Genomic DNA, 16,973 nt, shown 5'->3' with positions numbered 1-16,973 from the left:
CTCCTCGACGTCGAGGGCGACGAGGTCACCGCCGCGACGCTGCGTACCTGGCCACGGCTGCGGCGAAGGAGTCCCCTCGTTCGGCGTAGCCCGTGAACTGGTCGAAGGACGCGCATCCTGGCGCCAGCAGCACGGTGTCACCCATCCGGGCGAACCCTGCGGCCGCGTCCACGACACGATCCATGAGCACATCCTTGCCCGCGTCGACCTCGACGACGGGTACCTCGGGCGCGTGTCGCCGCAACGCCTCGTGGATCGTCGCGCGATCAGCACCGATCAGGACCACGGCCCGCAGGCGGTCCGCCGCGCGCGTGACGAGGTCCTCGAATCGGGTGCCCTTGGCCTGACCGCCCGCGACCCACACGACCGAGGGGTATGCCTGGAGGGACGACAGCGCCGCGTGCGGGTTGGTCGCCTTGGAGTCGTCCACGTACGTCACGCCCTCGACCTCGTCGACGCGCTGGATGCGGTGGGCGCCTGGCTCGTAGCCGCGGAGCCCATTGCGCACCGCGGCCGGGGCGACGCCGTGCGCCCGGGCGAGCGCAGCCGCCGCCAGGGCGTTCGCGACGACGTGCGGTGCCGGAGGCTCGCCCGCGGGACCCGCGAGGTCGGAGAGCGTCGCGAGCTCGGCGGCGCTCGTACGGCGCTCCTCGACGAACGCCCTGTCGGCGAGCACATCGTCGACCATCCCGAGCATCCCGACCGAGGGGACGCCGAGAGTGAACCCGACCGCCCGCGCGCCCTCGGCGACGTCGGCCGCGCGGACCAGCTGCTCCGTCGCCGGATCGGCCACGTTGTAGACGCACGCCCGCGCGACGTGCTCGTAGATCCGCCCCTTGTCGGCCGCGTAACCGTCTCGACCTCCGTGCCAGTCGAGGTGGTCGTCGGCGACGTTGAGGACCGCTGACGCCTCGCAGGCGATCCGGTCGGCGAAGTGCAGCTGGAAGCTCGACAGCTCGACCGCCAGGACGTCGTAGCCGAGCGGGTCCATCACCGCCTCGGTGACCGGGACGCCGATGTTGCCGACCGCAGGGCCGCGTAGCCCCGCAGCGGCGAGGATCGACTCGAGCATCTGGACGGTGGTGGTCTTGCCGTTGGTGCCGGTCACCGCGAGCCATGGCGCAGCGCCGGGTGCGCGCAGCCGCCAGGCCAGCTCCGGCTCGGACCACACGGCCACGTCGCGCCCGAGCGCCTCGGCGACGATGGGCGTACGTGGGGGGAGCCCCGGGTACGGGACGAGCAGGTCCACGCGGTCGGGCATGGTCGCCGTGGCGCCGGAGCCGAGACGGACGTCGGCGCCCAGCACCTCGAGGATCTGGGCGCGGTCGCGCAGCTGGTCGGTGTCGCCGTCGTCGAGGATCGTGACCTGGGCGCCGACCTGGACCAGCGCGTCCGCGGCCGCATAGCCGCTGACGCCGAGCCCGGCGACCACCGCACGAACGCCTTCCCAGGAGTCCTCGCGGCCGAGACGGTCGACGTCTGGCGCACTCACAGGCCGCTGACCCACTCGGAGTAGAAGATGCCGAGTCCGAGCGCGACGAACAGTCCGCTGATGATCCAGAACCGGACCACGATCGTGATCTCCGCCCAGCCCATCAGCTCGAAGTGGTGCTGGAGCGGCGCCATCCTGAACAGGCGTTTGCCGCCGGACATCTTGAACCAGCCGACCTGCAGGATCACCGACACCGTGATGATGACGAAGAGGCCGCCGAGCACGAGCAGCAGGATCTCGGTGCGGGTCATGATCGCGAAGCCGGCGATCACACCGCCGAGCGAGAGCGAACCCGTGTCGCCCATGAAGATCTTGGCCGGAGAGGCGTTCCACCACAAGAACCCGAAGCACGCACCGGTCAGAGCTGCCGCGACGACGGCGAGGTCCAGCGGGTCTCGGACGTCGTAGCACTTGGGCCCGGGGTTGAAGGCGCAGGACTGGTTGCTCTGCCACAGGTTGATGAGCATGTAGGCGCCGAACACCATCACCGAGGCACCGGTGGCGAGGCCGTCGAGCCCGTCGGTGAGGTTCACGGCGTTGCTCGTGCCCCAGATCATCACGAGCACCCAGACGACGATCACGGCCGCCGGGAGCGTCCAGCCGGGGATGTCACGGATGAAGGAGATGCCTTCGGAGATCGGCGTCCGACCGTTGCCGTCGGGGAAGCTCAGGGCCAGCAGCGCGAAGCTCAGGGCCACGATCGCCTGCCCTGCCAGCTTCGCCTTGGAGCGCAGCCCGAGGCTGCGCTGCTTGATGACCTTGATGTAGTCGTCGAGGAACCCGACCAGCCCGAGTCCGACGAAGAGATAGAGCAGCAGCAGCGCGGAGGCCGACGGCGACGTCCCGGTGATCAGCTTGGCGAGCGCGTACGCGACCACGACCGAGACGATGATGACGAGACCGCCCATCGTGGGCGTGCCGCGCTTGGTGTGGTGAGAGGTCGGTCCGTCGTCTCGGATGAGCTGACCGTAGCCCTTGCGCACCAGTAGGCGGATCGCGAGCGGCGTGCCCAGCAGCGTGCCGATCAGCCCGAACCCGCTGGCGATCAGAATGGCCCTCATCGAGCGTCGTTCCCTTCGTCGTCGCTGGTGGACTCGGCGTCCGCGACTCTTCTCTGTGGGTCTGGCTCGGCCAGCAGCGTCGCCGCCAACCGCTCCAGACCGCTGGCCCGTGAAGCTTTGACCAGCACGATGTCACCCGCACGGAGGTATCCGCGCAACCACGCCAGCGCGTCGTCGAGGTCGTCGACGAGCACCGAGTCAGCGTCGGCGGCCGCGGCGGCCTCATGGATCTGATGCGCACCGACACCGACGGCGACGACCTGGGTGACACCGAGGTCGGCTGCGAGACTACCAACGGAGGCGTGCGCGGCACCCGCCGCACCGCCGAGCTCGAGCATCTCACCGAGCACCGTCACGACCCGCCTCCCGTGCGCCATCGCGACGACCGCGCGAAGGGCGGCGGCCACGGACTCCGGGTTGGCGTTGTAGGCGTCGTTGACGACCATCAGCCCGTCAGACCGGACGGACCGCTCCATCCGCCAGGCCGACCGGTTCGTCACGTGCGCGAGCGCCTCCACGACGGAGTCGAGCGAGAGCCCGGCAGCGAGCGCGGCAGCCGTGGCAGCCGCCGCGTTCGACGCCTGGTGGGCGCCCAGCAGCGGGACGTGCACCGCGGCTGAGAGCCCGTCGGCACGCAGGACGAAGCGGGGTTCACCGTCGTCGCCGACGCGTACGTCGTCGGCGACGACGTCGGCACCCGGCGTGGTGCCGTACGTCCGCACCGTCGCGACCGTGCGCGACCGCATGGCGGCGACCGCGGGGTCGTCGGCGTTGAGCACGGCCACTCCGTGCGCGGGGAGAGACTCGACGAGCTCACCCTTGGTACGGGCGATCGCCTCGACCGACCCGAACTCTCCGACGTGTGCCGTGCCGACGTTGAGGACGACGCCGATGTCGGGTCGGGCGATCGCACAGAGCGCGGCGATGTTGCCGACCGCGCGTGCGCCCATCTCGACGACCAGGTAGCGGGTCGCAGCCTCGGCGCGCAGCACCGTCAGCGGGACGCCGAGCTCGTTGTTGTAGTTGCCGGCGGTCGCCACGGTCGGTGCGCTCGCGTCGAGCACCTGGGCCAGAAGGTCCTTGACGCTGGTCTTGCCCTGCGACCCCGTGACGCCGACGACCACGCAGCCGTCGAGCCGGTCCCGGACGTCGCGTGCGAGGCGCGCGAGCGCTGCCTCGACGTCGTCCACGACCACGCAGGGACCATCGACACGACGCTCGCCGAGCACGGCGGCGGCACCTGACGCATAGGCAGCAGGCGCGAAGTCGTGACCGTCCACGTGCTCGCCGCGCACCGCGACGAAGAGGCCTCCCGACTCGACACGACGCGAGTCCAGGGTCGCGGGAGCCGTCACATCGACACCCTCGACGCCGTACGGAGTCCCGCCGACGATCTCGGCGACCCGTCCCAGTGCGGTCGTGATCACGCGTCGCCCCCGAGCCGGGTACGAAGCGCCTCGGACAGCACGCTCCGGTCGTCGAACGGGTGCACGACGTCTCCCACGATCTGGCCACGCTCGTGCCCCTTGCCCGCCACGACGACCACGTCGCCGGGACGTGCTTGAGCGACGGCACGGGCGATCGCTCCGCGGCGGTCGCCGATCTCGACGAGCTCGGCCGCGGCTCCTGCCTCGCGGGCTCCCTCGAGCACCGCGGCACGGATCGTCGCCGGATCCTCGCTGCGCGGGTTGTCGTCCGTGACGACCACCACGTCCGCCAGCTCGGCGGCGACGGCACCCATCAGGGGGCGCTTGCCGGGATCACGGTCTCCCCCGGCACCGACGACCACGAGCAACCGTCCGTCACCGAGCCCGCGCAGGGACGACAACACGGCCCGCAGCGCATCGGGCTTGTGGGCGTAGTCGACGATCGCGGTGAAGTCCTGGCCCTCGTCGACGGGCTCCATGCGTCCGGGGACGCCCTCGCAGGCGGCGATGCCGGCGAGCGTGTCCTCGACCGCTCGTCCCGTGGCCGTCACCGCCGCGAGGACGGCCAGGGCGTTGGCGACGTTGAAGCGGCCGGGCAGCCGGACCACGAGGTCGTGCTCGACCTCGTCCGGACCGACGACGCGGGCCCGGGACCCCGACGCGGTGGTCTCCAGCGCGACGACGCGCCAGTGCGCCTCCACGCGTCCCTCGAGCGACACGGTCGTCACAGGCAGGGACGTCGCGTCCGCGAGCCGTCGTCCGTACGGGTCGTCGATGTCGATCACCGCCTGCGCGGCGCGCTCGGGCGTGAAGAGCGCGGCCTTGGCGGCGAAGTAATCCTCGACGTCGGCGTGGAAGTCGAGGTGGTCACGCCCGAGGTTGAGGAACACCGCGACGTCGTACACAACGCCGTCGACCCGGTGCAGCGCGAGCGCGTGGCTCGAGACCTCCATCACGACGGCGTCGGCGCCGTGGGCCTCCATCACCGCGAACAGTGCGTGGAGCGCGGGTGCCTCGGGCGTCGTGAGGGCGGAGGCCATCGGGCGCCCGCCGAGGAAGGCACCGGTCGTTCCGATCGCACCGACCTGGTCGCCGCACGCCCGCAGCGCCGAGGCGGCGAGGTAGGCGCTGGTCGTCTTGCCCTGGGTGCCGGTGATCCCCAACGTCGTCAGACGCTGCGCCGGATCGCCATAGACCGTGACGGCCACGGCGCCGAGGACGGTACGAGGATCGTCCACGACCACCAGCGGGACCGTTGCCGGGCCGTCCGCGATGATCGCGGCCCCCTCGGCGTCGGTCAGGACGGCGACCGCACCGGCGTCGACCGCCTGTGCGGCAAAGCGCGCGCCGTGGGTGCGTGCACCCGGCAGCGCCGCGTACAAGTCACCCACGCGGACGTCCGACGAGGCGAGGGTGACCCCGGTCACGACGGTCTCGGGCGGTGCGCCGACGACCCGGCCGCCGATCGTCGTCGCCAGTGCGGTGACCGGCACGGGATCGACCGACGGTGGTCGGGTGTCGAGCGGGAGTGGAGGCTCAGCAGACATCGTGGCCGAGCGTATCGAGAGTCACCACTTGACCGGAGTCCTGGGCGCTCGCGACCCGCTCGGAGCGATGCCGTAACGCTGCAGCGCCTGCTGCATGATGTCCTTGAACACCGGCCCTGCGGTTCCGCTGCCCGAGCCCCCGCCACGCGGGTTGTCGAGCACGACGTACGTGAGGAAGCGCGGGCGCTCGGCCGGCGCGAAGCCGATGTACGACACGGTGTTCTGCCCGCGGACGTAGCGTCCCGTGTCGGGGTCGACCCTCCAGGCGGTGCCGGTCTTGCCCGCCACGCGGTAGCCCGGGACCACGGTGTCCGGGGCCGACCCGTCGGGGCCGGTCACCGCCTCCATCATGGTCGTGACCATCTTCGCGGCCTTCGGCGAGACGACCTCGCGGCTCTCGGGCGGCTCCTGGTCCACCGTCGTACCGTCGGCGCGGCGCACCTCGGTCACCAGCGTCGGCGCGGTGTAGCGGCCCCCGTTGGCGATGGCGGCGACGGCGGCGACCTCCTGCAGCGCGGTCACCGAGATGCCCTGGCCGAACGAGATCGTCGCGTGCTGCGCCGACGACCACCGCTCGGGCTCGGCGAGGATCCCTCGCGACTCCGACGGCAGCCCGACGCCGGTGGTCCGTCCGAAGCCGAACTTCGTCAGGTAGTCGTGCAGGGTGGCGTCGTCCATCTGCTGCGCGAGCGCGATCGTGCCGAGGTTCGACGACTTCGCGATGACCCCCGTCGCGGTCAGCTTGAGCCGCCCGTGGTCCCACCAGTCGCTGATGGTGAAGCCGTCGAGCCGCAGCTCGCGCGGCACCCTGACCTTGGTCTGCGGCGTCACGAGCCCCGCGTCGGCCAGTGCCGCCATCGTGACGACCTTCTGGACCGAGCCCGGCTCGTAGACGTTCTGGACGGCGCGGTTGTTCATCGACGCCGGAGTGACCGTCGAGCGGTCCTCGGCGTCGAAGGTCGGCAGCTGCGAGAGCTGGAGGACCTGCATCGACTCGAGGTCGACGGTCACCGCGATCCCCCAGTCGGAGCCGCTCTGGCGCACGGCCTCGGCCAACCGCTTGTCGGCGTACCACTGTAGGTCGCGGTCGAGCGTCGTCACCACGTCGGAGCCCGGCACCGGCTCACGCGTCGTCTGCCGCGCGAGGGGGATGCGCACACCCTTGGGCGACGTCTCGTACGTGGCCTTCCCGTCGACGCCGGTGAGCTCCTCGTCGTACTGCTTCTCCAGGCCGCTGGTGCCCTCGCCGGTCTCCCCCGAGACGAGCCCCACGAGCGTCGCGGCGAGGGTGCCGCCGGGGTACGTCCGCACCGCGTCGCGCTCGGTGGTGACGCCGTTGACGACACCCAGCTCGGTGAGCTTGGCCATCGCGGCGTTCGCCTGGTGAGCCGGGATCTTGCGCGCGACGTAGACGAACTGCGTGCCTTCGCGGCGCAGCTTCTCCAGGGCGTCGAAGTAGTCGAGATCGAGCTCCGCGGCGAGCACACGGGCGATCTCGGGTGCCTTCTCCGAGGTGAAGCGCGGGTTCGCGATGATCGCCGACGCGTCGAGCGAGGTCGCGAGCGGCTGGCCGTCCCGGTCGACGATCTCGCCCCGGTCGGCATGCAGCACGGCCGGCTGCATCGTCTCCTCGAGCGCCTTCGCCGCGTACGCGTTCGCGTCCACGCCCTGGATCTGGACGAGCCGTCCAGCGAAGACCACGAGGAGGGTCGCGACCACGACGAAGCAGAACCGCGCGCGGTTCCGCACCGCCGGGCTCACCCGCGGTCTCCCACCGAGGCGGGTGAGGGTCCTCCGACTCCGGACGCGGCGCGGCCGTCGCGCGACGCGGGCACCGGGTCGCCGACCACCGTGCCGTCCGGTAGGCGGAGGAATACAGGGTTGGTGTTGGGCACCATGCCCAGACCGGACGCCTGCTCGGCCAGCGCCGCCGGCGTCGAGCGCCGCTCGACCTCCAGTGCCAGTTGTGCGTGCTCGCTCTGCAGCGTCTCGGCCTTCTTCTCCAGCTTTGCGAGCTCGAACGCGCCGTTCTGCATCGACGTGTTGAGCAGCAGGAGGCCGATGAGGCCTCCGGCGAGCAGTGTGACGACCAGGAGCACGAACGGAGCGCGAGGGCTGCCCGTACGGGGTGCCGGGACGACCCGCAGGTCGCGGCGCGGCTGCTGCGCCGGGCGTACGGGCGCGCGGCGGGGCGCGTTCTGCGCGAGGCTCATACCGCCTCCCTCACTCGCTCGACCGCACGCAGCCGTACCGGCTTCGCGCGGGGGTTCTCGGCGATCTCTGCCTCCGATGCCGTCTCGGCGCCCCTGGTCAGCGACCTGAACCGCGGCTGCCGCTCCTCGGGCACGACCGGCAGCCCCGGCGGGACGTCCAGGGTCGTCACGGCGGCAAATGCCTTCTTGACGATGCGGTCCTCGAGCGACTGGTACGCCATGGCGACGACGCGGCCGCCGACGTGGACGGAGTCGAGCGCCTCGGGCACGGCACGGCGCAGGACGCCGAGCTCGTCGTTCACCTCGATGCGCAGCGCCTGGAAGGTCCGCTTGGCGGGGTTGCCGCCGGTCCGCATGGCGGCCGCGGGCAGTGCCTCGCGGACCAGCGCGACGAGCTCGTCGCTCGTGCGCAGCGGCGCGGTCTCACGGCGACGCACGATCGCGTCGGCGATGCGTGCGGCGTGCTTCTCCTCGCCGTACGCGCGCAGGATGCGGATCAGCTCGGCCTTGTCGTACGTCGCGAGGATCTCGGCGGCGGTGATCCCCTCGCGTCCCATCCGCATGTCGAGCGGCGCGGGGCGTGCGTAGGAGAATCCGCGCTCGTCGACGTCGAGCTGCATCGATGACACCCCGAGGTCGAAGAGCACGGCGTCGACCGTCGTACGGCCGGCTGAGGCGATGGCCTCGGCGATCTCGTCGTACACGCCCTCGAAGAACGTCACCCGGCCCTCGAACGGCGCGAGCCGCTCGCGTGAGAGCCGCAGCGCCTCCGGGTCACGGTCGATGCCGATGACGTGCACGTCCGTGAAGCGCGTCAGGACCGCCTCGGTGTGCCCGCCCAGCCCGAGCGTCGCGTCGACCAGGACCGCGTCGCTGCGGGACAGGGCGGGCTCGAGGAGCTCGACCGTCCGCTCCAAGAGCACAGGCACGTGCTGTGCCTCATCCATTCGTCCCGGCCCCCCTAGGACGTCCGACCACCATCTCGACCCCTCGTTCCGTGTGGTTCAGCGTGTGTCGCGCCTCGGGGCCGCTACCCGTGCGTCCCGATCGCCTGTGGTTCGTCCGACCAGGTCCCTGGCCGCTTGCCCTGGGAAGTCACCTCTGGCACCGGGGAAGTGGTGCCAGGTGGTGGAGCAAGCGGCCCAGAGGCCTCGTCGTACGACCCCGCTCAGAGCAGACCCTCGATCACCTCTTCCGACAGCGAGGAGAAGCTCTCCTCCTGCGCGTCGGAGTACTCCGACCAACGCGCCGCGTCCCAGATCTCGACCCGCTCCATCGCGCCGACCACGACGCAGTCGCGACCCAGACGGGCGTACTCGCGCAGCGGAGGCGGGACGGTGATGCGGCCCTGCTTGTCGGGCACCTCGTCCGAGGCTCCCGAGAAGAGCACACGGATGAAGTCGCGGGTCGCCTTGTTGGTGAACGGTGTCTTGCTGATCCGGTCGCTGAACTCCTCGAAGCTCGCCTGAGGCCAGACGTAGATGCAGCGGTCCTGCCCCTTCGTCAGCACGAGGCCCTCCGTGAGTCGGTCGCGGAACTTGGCGGGGAGGAACAAGCGGCCCTTCTCGTCGAGGCGAGGGGTGTACGTGCCGAAGAACATCGCACCGTAACCCCCCGTCTCGCCGCAGCCGGCGCGAGTCCGGCGACTGCTTGCTCCACTTTGCGCCACTGTACTCCACAACACACCACCGGCAACCGTTCTTGCACCCTGGCGCGCCCCGCCGCTCCCTGACACCGGGCAGACCATGGGTCGCCACCACCGATGCCCGTGATCGCAGCATTCCCCTCGCCCGGACCGCCGAGATGGTGAAGAGTGGAGCGTGGGTGGGGAGGACCGCGATCCCTCGCCGTCAGCGGGGCCCGTGGCATTGATCGCGCGGGTAGTCTCGGCATCCTGGGGGGGTCGCCGGGACAGCCGTCGCCCGCTCCGATGCGTGGATCCGAGGAGGACCGCAGTGACGACGACACCTCGGCGAGAGCCGCCAGCTCCGCCCGGCCCCGACCAGACCGACGAGCTCGTCGCCGCCGCAGGACGGCTGGCGGCCAACATCGAGACCGTCATCGTCGGCAAGTCCGAGGTGGTCCGCACCGCCGTCGTCGTGCTCCTCGCAGGCGGGCACCTCCTCCTCGAGGACGTCCCCGGGGTCGGCAAGACGATGCTGAGCAAGGCGCTCGCCCGCTCGATCGACGGATCGATGCGCCGCATCCAGTTCACGCCCGACCTGCTCCCGAGCGATGTCACCGGCACCTCGGTGTGGGACCCGGAGTCGCGCACGTTCGAGTTCCGACCGGGTGCCGTCTTCGGCAACGTCGTCGTCGGAGACGAGATCAACCGCGCGTCGCCCAAGACGCAGTCCGCGCTGCTGGAGTGCATGGAAGAACGCCAGGTCACCGTCGACAGCACCTCGTACCCGCTCGAGGACCCGTTCATGGTGGTCGCCACCCAGAACCCCCTGGAGATGGAGGGCACCTACCCGCTCCCCGAGGCGCAGCGCGACCGCTTCATGGCGCGCGTCTCGATGGGCTACCCCTCGGCGGAGGCCGAGGCCGCGATGCTGCGCGAGCACGGCGGTGCCGACCCGCTGTCCGACCTCGCGCCGGTCACCGACGTCAAGCAGGTCGCCGATCTCGTCGCCACCGTCCGTACGGTGCACGTCGCACCCGCGATCGAGCAGTACGCGGTCGCGCTGACCCACGCCACCCGCTCCACCTCACGACTGCGCCTCGGCGCTTCACCGCGCGCCACGCTCCACCTCGTGCGCGCCGCACGGGCACGGGCTGCCCTCGACCGGCGCCCGTACGTGCTCCCCGACGACGTCGCGGCATTGGCCGAGCCCGTGCTCGCCCACCGTCTGCTCCTCTCCCCCGACGCCGTCGTCGCGGGATGGCAGGCGTCGGACGTCGTCCGCGAGGTCCTCGCCGAGGTCCGCGTTCCCGAGCCCGGTCGGTGACATGCGCGCGACGCTCTCGGCGCTGACGTCCCGCGGCCGGGCGTTCGTCGCCGCGGGACTGACGGTCCTCGTCGGCGGCCTCCTCCTCGGGCTCGACGTCCTTGTCCGGATCGGGGTGCTCGCGCTCGCGCTGCCGCTCGTCGCCGTGCTCGTCGTCGCCCGCAGCCGCAGCACCGTCAGCGCCTTCCGAGAGGTCACGCCTCCCCGCGTCCCCGCCGGCACCGACGTGGAGGTCGCGCTCCAGGTCGACGGCGGTGGGCACGGCGCCTCGGGGACCCTGCTCCTCGAGGACCAGCTCCCCGACGCTCTCGGCGGTCGGCGCCGCTTCAGCGTCGTGAGCCGCGGCAGCCAGTGGCACTGCCTCGTCCGGTACGGCGTCACACCCCGGCGACGCGGCTTCCATGCGATCGGCCCGCTCACCGTACGTGTCGGCGACCCGTTCGGGTTCTTGTCGGTGGGCCGCACCTTCCACGCGACGACGCCGCTGGTCGTGACGCCGACGGTTCACCCGCTCGGCCGCATGTGGGCCGGTGGCGTCGGCGCCGAGCGCGGCGATCACCGTGTGCGCCTCGGCGCCATCGGCCGGCCGGACGACGCTTCTGTTCGCGAGTACCGCACGGGGGACGACCTGCGCCGGATCCACTGGCGGACCACCGCCCGTACGGGTGAGCTGATGGTCCGGCGCGAGGAGGAGGGGCGGCACGCCGACGTCACCGTCTTCCTCGACACCCGCCGCGACGTCCACCGACCGGGCAAGGACGGCACGTTCGAGTGGGCGGTCTCTGCCGCCGCCTCGGTCGCCGCCCACTTCTCCGGCAACGGCTGGGACGTCCGGCTCGCGACCGACACGACAGACTCCCACGACTCGGCCCCCGACGAGCTCGGCCTGATCCTCGACGAGCTCGCGGCCGTACGGACCTCCGCCCGCCGCACCACCGCGCTCGTGCCCGCCGACGTCCTGGCCTCGCGAGGGACGGTCGTCGCAATCGTCACCGGTGCCGACCCCGAGGCGCTCGACCACCTCGACCGGTGCTCGACCGCGGCCGGACGCCGCCTCGCGCTGGTCCTCGACGCCGACGGCTGGCTGTCGCGCGCAGGCGTCGGCACCGGTGCGTCGGCCGACCTCGCCACGACCGCCCGTTCGCGCGGGTGGGACGCCGTCGCCGTCGGTGGCGGACAGAGTGTCGGCGACGCGTGGCGCGCGCTCGCCGTGATCGCGGCCAAGGACTCCGTCCGATGACCGCCGCTCGTGCCGCGCACGCGGCCTGGACGGGTCTGTGGGTGTGGCTGCTCGCCGTCGCCGTCGGTGCCGGATTCGCTCCCCTGGTCGTGGACGGGTCCTTCCTCGCCGAGGGCGCGCTCGGTGCCGCCGCCGTCGTCCTCACCGGGGTCCTGCTGCGCGCCGTCGCCACTCCCCGCGCCCTCGTCGTCACCGGCCAGGCCGCGGTCGCCGTGGGCTGGCTCACCGCCGCGTACGGCGCGGGCACCGGCATCGCCGGCCTCGTCCCGACCGGTCGGACCGTGGAGCAGGCCCGGGCGATCGGCGAGGCGACCTACACGCACGCCCAGCGGTACGCCGCGCCCGTCCCCGACGCGCCGGCGCTCGACGCCACTCTCGCCACGCTGATCATCGTCGTCGCACTGGTGATCGACGTGATGGCCTCGGAGCTGCGCTGGACCCCCGCGCTCGGACTCGTGCTGCTCGCCGTCCTCATGATCCCGGCGACGCTGCTCGGCGGCGAGGTGCAGCCCTGGGCGTTCGTCCTCGGAGCGACGGCGTACGCGGCCCTGCTCGCCGTGACGCGGCGCGACGACACCGCGTACTGGGGGCCACGGATGGTCGGGACCACCGACGCCACGACGAGCATGCTTGCCCCCACCGCGCTCGCCCGGGTGGGGGCCTCGCTGCCCGCGGCGGGCATCACCGTCGCGGCCGTCGCGATCGCGATGCTCGTCCCAGCGCTGACGCCCGCAGCGTCCCAGAACCTGTTCGGTGGGGGCAGCAGCGGCTCCGGCGGCAACGGAACGGGCCTGGACAACCCCGTTCTCGACATGCGGCGCAACCTGCGCGGACAGAGCCATGAGGTGCTGCTCACGATGCAGGAGCTCGAAGGCTCTCCGCGGCCCCGCTACGTCCGGCTGGCCTCGCTCCAGTCGGTCGGCGCGCGCGGATGGACCCTCGGCGACCGGGTCGGCGCCGGTCAGGAGCTCGACGACGACCTTCCCGCCATCCCTGGCCTCAATGTCGGCGTGGGCCGGCGAGACGCCCGCTACTCCGTCGCGGTCTCGCCCGGGTTCGAGACCCGCTGGCTCCCTCTCGTCTACGCACCGAGCGCGATCACGCTCTCCGATCCCGAGGGCGTCGAGATCAACCGGAGCATGCTGGACGTCAGCCGCATCGCGCGGCTGGGGAGCTTCGCCGGCGAGACCTATGCGTTCGACGCGGTGCTCGCCCGACCCACTGAGAGCGACATGCGGACCGCACCGGCGTCGACCCTGACGATGTCCTCGTTCGTGGACCTCCCGAGCGGGACACCCGAGGTCGTCGCCGAGCGTGCGGAGGAGGTCACCGAGGGTGCCGACAACGCGTTCGACCGCGCAGTCGCCCTCCAGCGGTGGTTCCGCGAGGACGGTGGCTTCGAGTACTCCCTCGACCAGCGGGCCGGGTCCGGGATGGGGACGATCGAGGACTTCCTCACCGACGACCGGGTCGGCTACTGCGAGCAATTCTCGACCGCGATGGCGATGATGGCCCGCTCGCTCGGGATCCCCGCCCGCGTCTCGATCGGTTTCCTCTCCGGCGAGCCCGGCCGCGCCGCCGGCTCGTGGGTGTTCCGCGGGACCGACATGCACGCCTGGCCAGAGCTGTACTTCGCGGGGATCGGATGGGTGGCCTTCGAGCCCACTCCAGGCGGCAGCGGCTATGCGGCGCCGTCGTTCGCGGAGGGTGACCAGTCGGCCCCCACGGAGCCCGAGTCGTCGCTCGCACCGACCACGGCGCCGACGAACGCCCCCAACGCTTCGCAGGGTCGTGAAACCGGACCGGCATCCCAGGACGGTGCGGGCGACGCCTCGTCACGGATGGTGCTGCTCGTCGTCGTCGGCGTGGTGCTCCTGCTCCTTCTCGCCGCGCCTGCCGTCGTCCGCACCACCCGGCGTCACCGTCGCCTCCACGCAGGCGGCGGCGAGACGACGGTCGAGGACGCATGGGCGGAGGTCCGCGACACGGCGACCGATCTCGGCCTCGGCTGGACCGACGGCGCCTCACCACGCGCGACGGTTGCTCCGCTGCGCGCGCGGCTGCGCGACGACCCCGACATCCGTGGCGCGCTCGACACGCTGGTCGATGCCGTGGAGCGCAGCCGCTATGCCCCTGCGTACGAGCCCGTCGACCTCGCCGACGTGGTCAGCCGGCTGCGGACGGCAATGGCCGACACCACGTCACGAGGCCAGCACCTGCTCGCGGCCGTGCTCCCGAGATCGGTGCTCGCCGTCCGCGACCAGCGCGGGACGGCACGCGAGGCGGACGAGGTGCTGTCGTTGAGGGAGTGAGCTTGAGAAAGTGAGCTTGAGGGAGTGAGATGCGGGCGGTCAGGCGCCGGAGTCGCGGCGACGCTTCCAGCGCTCCTCCATGCGGTGCATGAAGGACTCCGAAGCGGGAGCACGGCTGGCTCCGTGACCCGGATGTGCCGGCGGCGCCTGGCGCGGGTCCGAGGGCGAGTCGACGTCTCGCGACTTCCAAGCAGTGAGGAAGAAGTAGGCGCCCGCGACCATCAGGACGAATCCGAGGACGCCCAGTGGCGTCGAAGCGGCGATCACGCCGGTCATGAGCAGACCGACACCGGCCACGAAGCCGATCGCCGCGAGAACGACGATCCGGCGTGCACGTGCCCGGAGCTTCGAGCCGCGCAAGGTCGACGCGAGCCTCGGGTCCTCCGCAGCGAGGGCATGCTCCAACTGCTCGAGCAACCTCTGCTCTTCCTCTGAGAGCGGCACTTCGGGCCTCCCTGACACTCGACCGGCCGTTGCCAGCACCTTCAGCGCCCAGTCTAGGCAGGCGCCCACGGCAACGCCACAGCACGGGCTATTGTTTGTCCGCACGGGGGCGTCGGTTCCCCCTCCCTGCCCTCGGAAGGACGTCGATGCTCCGCCTCACCGCGCTCGTCAGCTCTGCCACTCTCGTGCTGTCCAGCGCCCTTGTCGCGGTCGCCTCGGCCGCCCCGGCGACCGCGGCGCCCGCTGCCGCCTCGACTGCTGCGCCCACGGGCGTGCCCGCGTCGCTCGCCCGCGCGAAGGCGTCGAAGAAGGACCGGTTCTACCGCGCCACGACGCGTCCGGGCGATCGTGACCGTTCGGTGACCTCGATCAAGCACGTGCGCGAGCTCCAGTACCGCCTGCGTTGGGCCGGCGTCTACGGCGGCGCGGTCAACGGGACCTACACGGCACGCACCGAGAAGGCCGTCAAGAAGTTCCAGAAGCGGGTCGGGCTCAAGCGCACCGGCGTGGCCAACACCGCGACGTGGAAGCGACTCATCCAGAAGACGGTCCGCGGCAAGTCCAGCATCCCGAAGCGCTGCAAGTCGTCCGGCTGGCACGCCTGCTACGACCGCAATCGGCACCAGGTGGTCCTCTACAAGAACGGCACCCTCTGGAACTCCTGGCTCGTCCGCGGCGGCGCGTCGTCGTCCAAGACGCGCACCGGCTCGTTCTCGGTCTTCTTCCGCAGCAAGAGCCACGTCAGCTCGATCTACGAGGCCAAGATGCCGTACGCCCAGTTCTTCTCCGGGGGCCAGGCCTTCCACGCGTCGTACCTGATGATGGATCCGTTCGTGGGGCACAGCCACGGCTGCGTCAACATGTACATCCCCGACGCCAAGCAGCTGTGGGCACTGACGGCCAACAAAAAGCTCAAGGTCACGGTCTACGGCGCCTGGAGCTGATCCCCGCCCGGGCGCGGCGCGCTCACGCCCGGGCGATGACGTGCAGGGCGCCGGCGAGCTCTCGCAACCGGTGATCCGCGGCGGCGGCTTCTTCGAGCGACAGCAGTGCCTGACGGTCGGCCTCCGACTCGACGAGCGCCCTCGGGACGAGGTCGGCGAGCACGCGCACGCCGTCGGCGCTCTCGACGAGGAGCCCCTCGGACTCGATGAGCGCGACGAGCTCGACCAAGACGTAGCGGCGGGGCCCGTCGACCGTGCGGTCCCAGCCCTCGGCGTCGAGCGCAAGGAGCCGTCGGGCCCGTACGAGGTCGCCCGCCAGCGCTCGCGCCAGCACGGACCGGAGCCGGCCCGCGGCCAGGATGCTGGCGTGCCCGCCCGGCCGCAGCGCCCGCGCCACCGCGGCGAGCAACGCTGCCGGGTCGTCGACGACCTCGAGGATCCCGTGGCAGAGCACGAGGTCGACCTCGCCGTCCGCGACGTGCGCGCCGAGCTCGGACACGTCCGCCTGCACCTTGTCGATCCGAGCGGCGACGCCGGCAGCCGACGCGCGCTGGTCGAGCATCGCGAGGGCGTCGGCGCTGCGATCGACGACCAGCACGTCGTGGCCGCGCCTAGCCAGGTCTACGGCGCGCCCGCCGGTCCCACCACCGAGGTCGACGACCCGCAGAGGGCGTCCAGCGGTCTCCGCGATCGCGGCGAGCGTCGCGGCCACGACGTCGCTGGGACGTTCCGTGCGGGGCAACGATGACGGTTCACTCACCCGTCCACTGTCTCAACCCACACTGAGGGCGCGCCACCGCGAGCTGCCGACGCAGTACGGTCTCCCGTGTGAACGTCATGCATCCTCGGATCCAACAGGTCGTCGACGCGCTCGCCGCGCACGGAGTCGTCGATGAGGTCGTCCGCGTGCTCCCGGACTCCGCCCGTACGGCGCGTGAGGCGGCCCACGCACTCGGGGTCGAGGTCGGCGCGATCGCCAACAGTCTCGTCTTCGCCTCGGGCGGCGAGCCGGTGCTCATCCTCACGAGCGGGTCGCACCAGGTCGATACTGCCGTGGTCGCCGCCGCACACGGCATGGAGCCGCTGGAGCGGGCCGACCCCGCGTTCGTCCGCGCCTCGACCGGCCAGGTCATCGGCGGCGTCGCGCCGGTCGGGCACCCCCGTCCGATCCGGACCTTCGTGGACGTGGCGCTTCGCGACTACGACGTCGTGTGGGCGGCGGCGGGTCACCCGCACGCGGTGTTCGCGACCTCGTACGAGCAGCTGGTAGCGATCACCGGAGGGACGCCGACCGAGGTCAGCTGACCCGCCCAGACGAAAGGAGGAGGCGCCGGACGGGAGA

15 protein-coding genes are annotated in these 16,973 nt (G+C 71.8%); 5 read left to right on the top strand and 10 right to left on the bottom strand.

Annotated features, from left to right (window positions below; genetic code table 11):
* Positions 1-25: 25 nt before the first annotated feature.
* The 8 genes from murD to mraZ form a co-directional block, all read right to left on the bottom strand.
* Positions 26-1,492 (bottom strand): UDP-N-acetylmuramoyl-L-alanine--D-glutamate ligase, encoded by a 1,467-nt coding sequence (murD, locus tag ACFSDF_RS13000; RefSeq protein WP_377157781.1) that lies wholly within the window; start codon positions 1,490-1,492, stop codon positions 26-28.
* A complete protein-coding gene (gene mraY, locus ACFSDF_RS12995) occupies positions 1,489-2,553 on the bottom strand; it encodes a phospho-N-acetylmuramoyl-pentapeptide-transferase (RefSeq protein WP_167008404.1) in 1,065 nt (354 codons plus the stop codon). The genes murD and mraY overlap by 4 nt, the downstream gene beginning before the upstream one ends.
* Positions 2,550-3,980, bottom strand: a complete 1,431-nt coding sequence (locus ACFSDF_RS12990) for a UDP-N-acetylmuramoyl-tripeptide--D-alanyl-D-alanine ligase (protein WP_377157778.1) — start codon at positions 3,978-3,980, stop codon at positions 2,550-2,552. Before ACFSDF_RS12990 ends, mraY begins: the two co-directional genes overlap by 4 nt.
* Positions 3,977-5,527, bottom strand: coding sequence for a UDP-N-acetylmuramoyl-L-alanyl-D-glutamate--2,6-diaminopimelate ligase (locus ACFSDF_RS12985; protein ID WP_465264198.1), 1,551 nt, complete (start codon positions 5,525-5,527; stop codon positions 3,977-3,979). The genes ACFSDF_RS12990 and ACFSDF_RS12985 overlap by 4 nt, the downstream gene beginning before the upstream one ends.
* A 21-nt stretch (positions 5,528-5,548) precedes the next feature.
* Complete coding sequence (locus ACFSDF_RS12980; RefSeq protein ID WP_167251890.1) at positions 5,549-7,288, bottom strand: peptidoglycan D,D-transpeptidase FtsI family protein; 1,740 nt, start codon at positions 7,286-7,288, stop codon at positions 5,549-5,551.
* Positions 7,285-7,740, bottom strand: coding sequence for a cell division protein FtsL (gene ftsL, locus ACFSDF_RS12975; protein WP_167251891.1), 456 nt, complete (start codon positions 7,738-7,740; stop codon positions 7,285-7,287). Before ftsL ends, ACFSDF_RS12980 begins: the two co-directional genes overlap by 4 nt.
* Positions 7,737-8,669 carry a 16S rRNA (cytosine(1402)-N(4))-methyltransferase RsmH gene (rsmH, locus tag ACFSDF_RS12970; protein WP_465264197.1) on the bottom strand — a complete coding sequence of 311 codons (933 nt, stop codon included), beginning with the start codon at positions 8,667-8,669 and terminating at the stop codon, positions 7,737-7,739. Before rsmH ends, ftsL begins: the two co-directional genes overlap by 4 nt.
* Positions 8,670-8,908: 239 nt before the next feature.
* The gene (mraZ, locus tag ACFSDF_RS12965) at positions 8,909-9,340 is read right to left on the bottom strand and encodes a division/cell wall cluster transcriptional repressor MraZ (protein ID WP_167008385.1); all 432 of its coding nucleotides are present in this window, start codon (positions 9,338-9,340) and stop codon (positions 8,909-8,911) included.
* A 355-nt stretch (positions 9,341-9,695) separates the two neighbouring features.
* Between mraZ and ACFSDF_RS12960 the strand changes: the two genes are divergently transcribed.
* The 3 genes from ACFSDF_RS12960 to ACFSDF_RS12950 are packed head-to-tail and all read left to right on the top strand — an operon-like array spanning position 9,696 to position 14,243.
* Positions 9,696-10,691 (top strand): AAA family ATPase, encoded by a 996-nt coding sequence (locus tag ACFSDF_RS12960; protein ID WP_182397157.1) that lies wholly within the window; start codon positions 9,696-9,698, stop codon positions 10,689-10,691.
* Position 10,692: 1 nt separating this feature from the next.
* The gene (locus tag ACFSDF_RS12955) at positions 10,693-11,931 is read left to right on the top strand and encodes a DUF58 domain-containing protein (RefSeq protein ID WP_167008379.1); all 1,239 of its coding nucleotides are present in this window, start codon (positions 10,693-10,695) and stop codon (positions 11,929-11,931) included.
* Positions 11,928-14,243, top strand: a complete 2,316-nt coding sequence (locus ACFSDF_RS12950; RefSeq protein WP_377157774.1) for a transglutaminase TgpA family protein — start codon at positions 11,928-11,930, stop codon at positions 14,241-14,243. Before ACFSDF_RS12955 ends, ACFSDF_RS12950 begins: the two co-directional genes overlap by 4 nt.
* A gap of 39 nt (positions 14,244-14,282) precedes the next feature.
* On the opposite strand, the gene ACFSDF_RS12945 is transcribed toward ACFSDF_RS12950, so the two are convergent.
* Positions 14,283-14,687, bottom strand: coding sequence for a DUF3040 domain-containing protein (locus ACFSDF_RS12945; protein ID WP_167008373.1), 405 nt, complete (start codon positions 14,685-14,687; stop codon positions 14,283-14,285).
* A 146-nt stretch (positions 14,688-14,833) separates the two neighbouring features.
* On the opposite strand from ACFSDF_RS12945, the gene ACFSDF_RS12940 reads away from it, so the two are divergent.
* Positions 14,834-15,631 carry a L,D-transpeptidase family protein gene (locus ACFSDF_RS12940; protein WP_167008370.1) on the top strand — a complete coding sequence of 266 codons (798 nt, stop codon included), beginning with the start codon at positions 14,834-14,836 and terminating at the stop codon, positions 15,629-15,631.
* Between the two features lie 22 nt (positions 15,632-15,653).
* On the opposite strand, the gene ACFSDF_RS12935 is transcribed toward ACFSDF_RS12940, so the two are convergent.
* Complete coding sequence (locus ACFSDF_RS12935) at positions 15,654-16,391, bottom strand: methyltransferase domain-containing protein (protein WP_208322514.1); 738 nt, start codon at positions 16,389-16,391, stop codon at positions 15,654-15,656.
* Positions 16,392-16,468: 77 nt separating this feature from the next.
* On the opposite strand from ACFSDF_RS12935, the gene ACFSDF_RS12930 reads away from it, so the two are divergent.
* Positions 16,469-16,936: a YbaK/EbsC family protein gene (locus tag ACFSDF_RS12930; RefSeq protein ID WP_167009310.1), complete on the top strand. Its 468-nt coding sequence runs from the start codon at positions 16,469-16,471 to the stop codon at positions 16,934-16,936.
* The last annotated feature ends 37 nt before the right edge of the window (positions 16,937-16,973 follow it).

The organism is Mumia zhuanghuii (assembly GCF_042681565.1).
GTDB lineage: Bacteria > Actinomycetota > Actinomycetes > Propionibacteriales > Nocardioidaceae > Mumia.
This window is presented reverse-complemented; position numbering and strand designations above follow the sequence as displayed.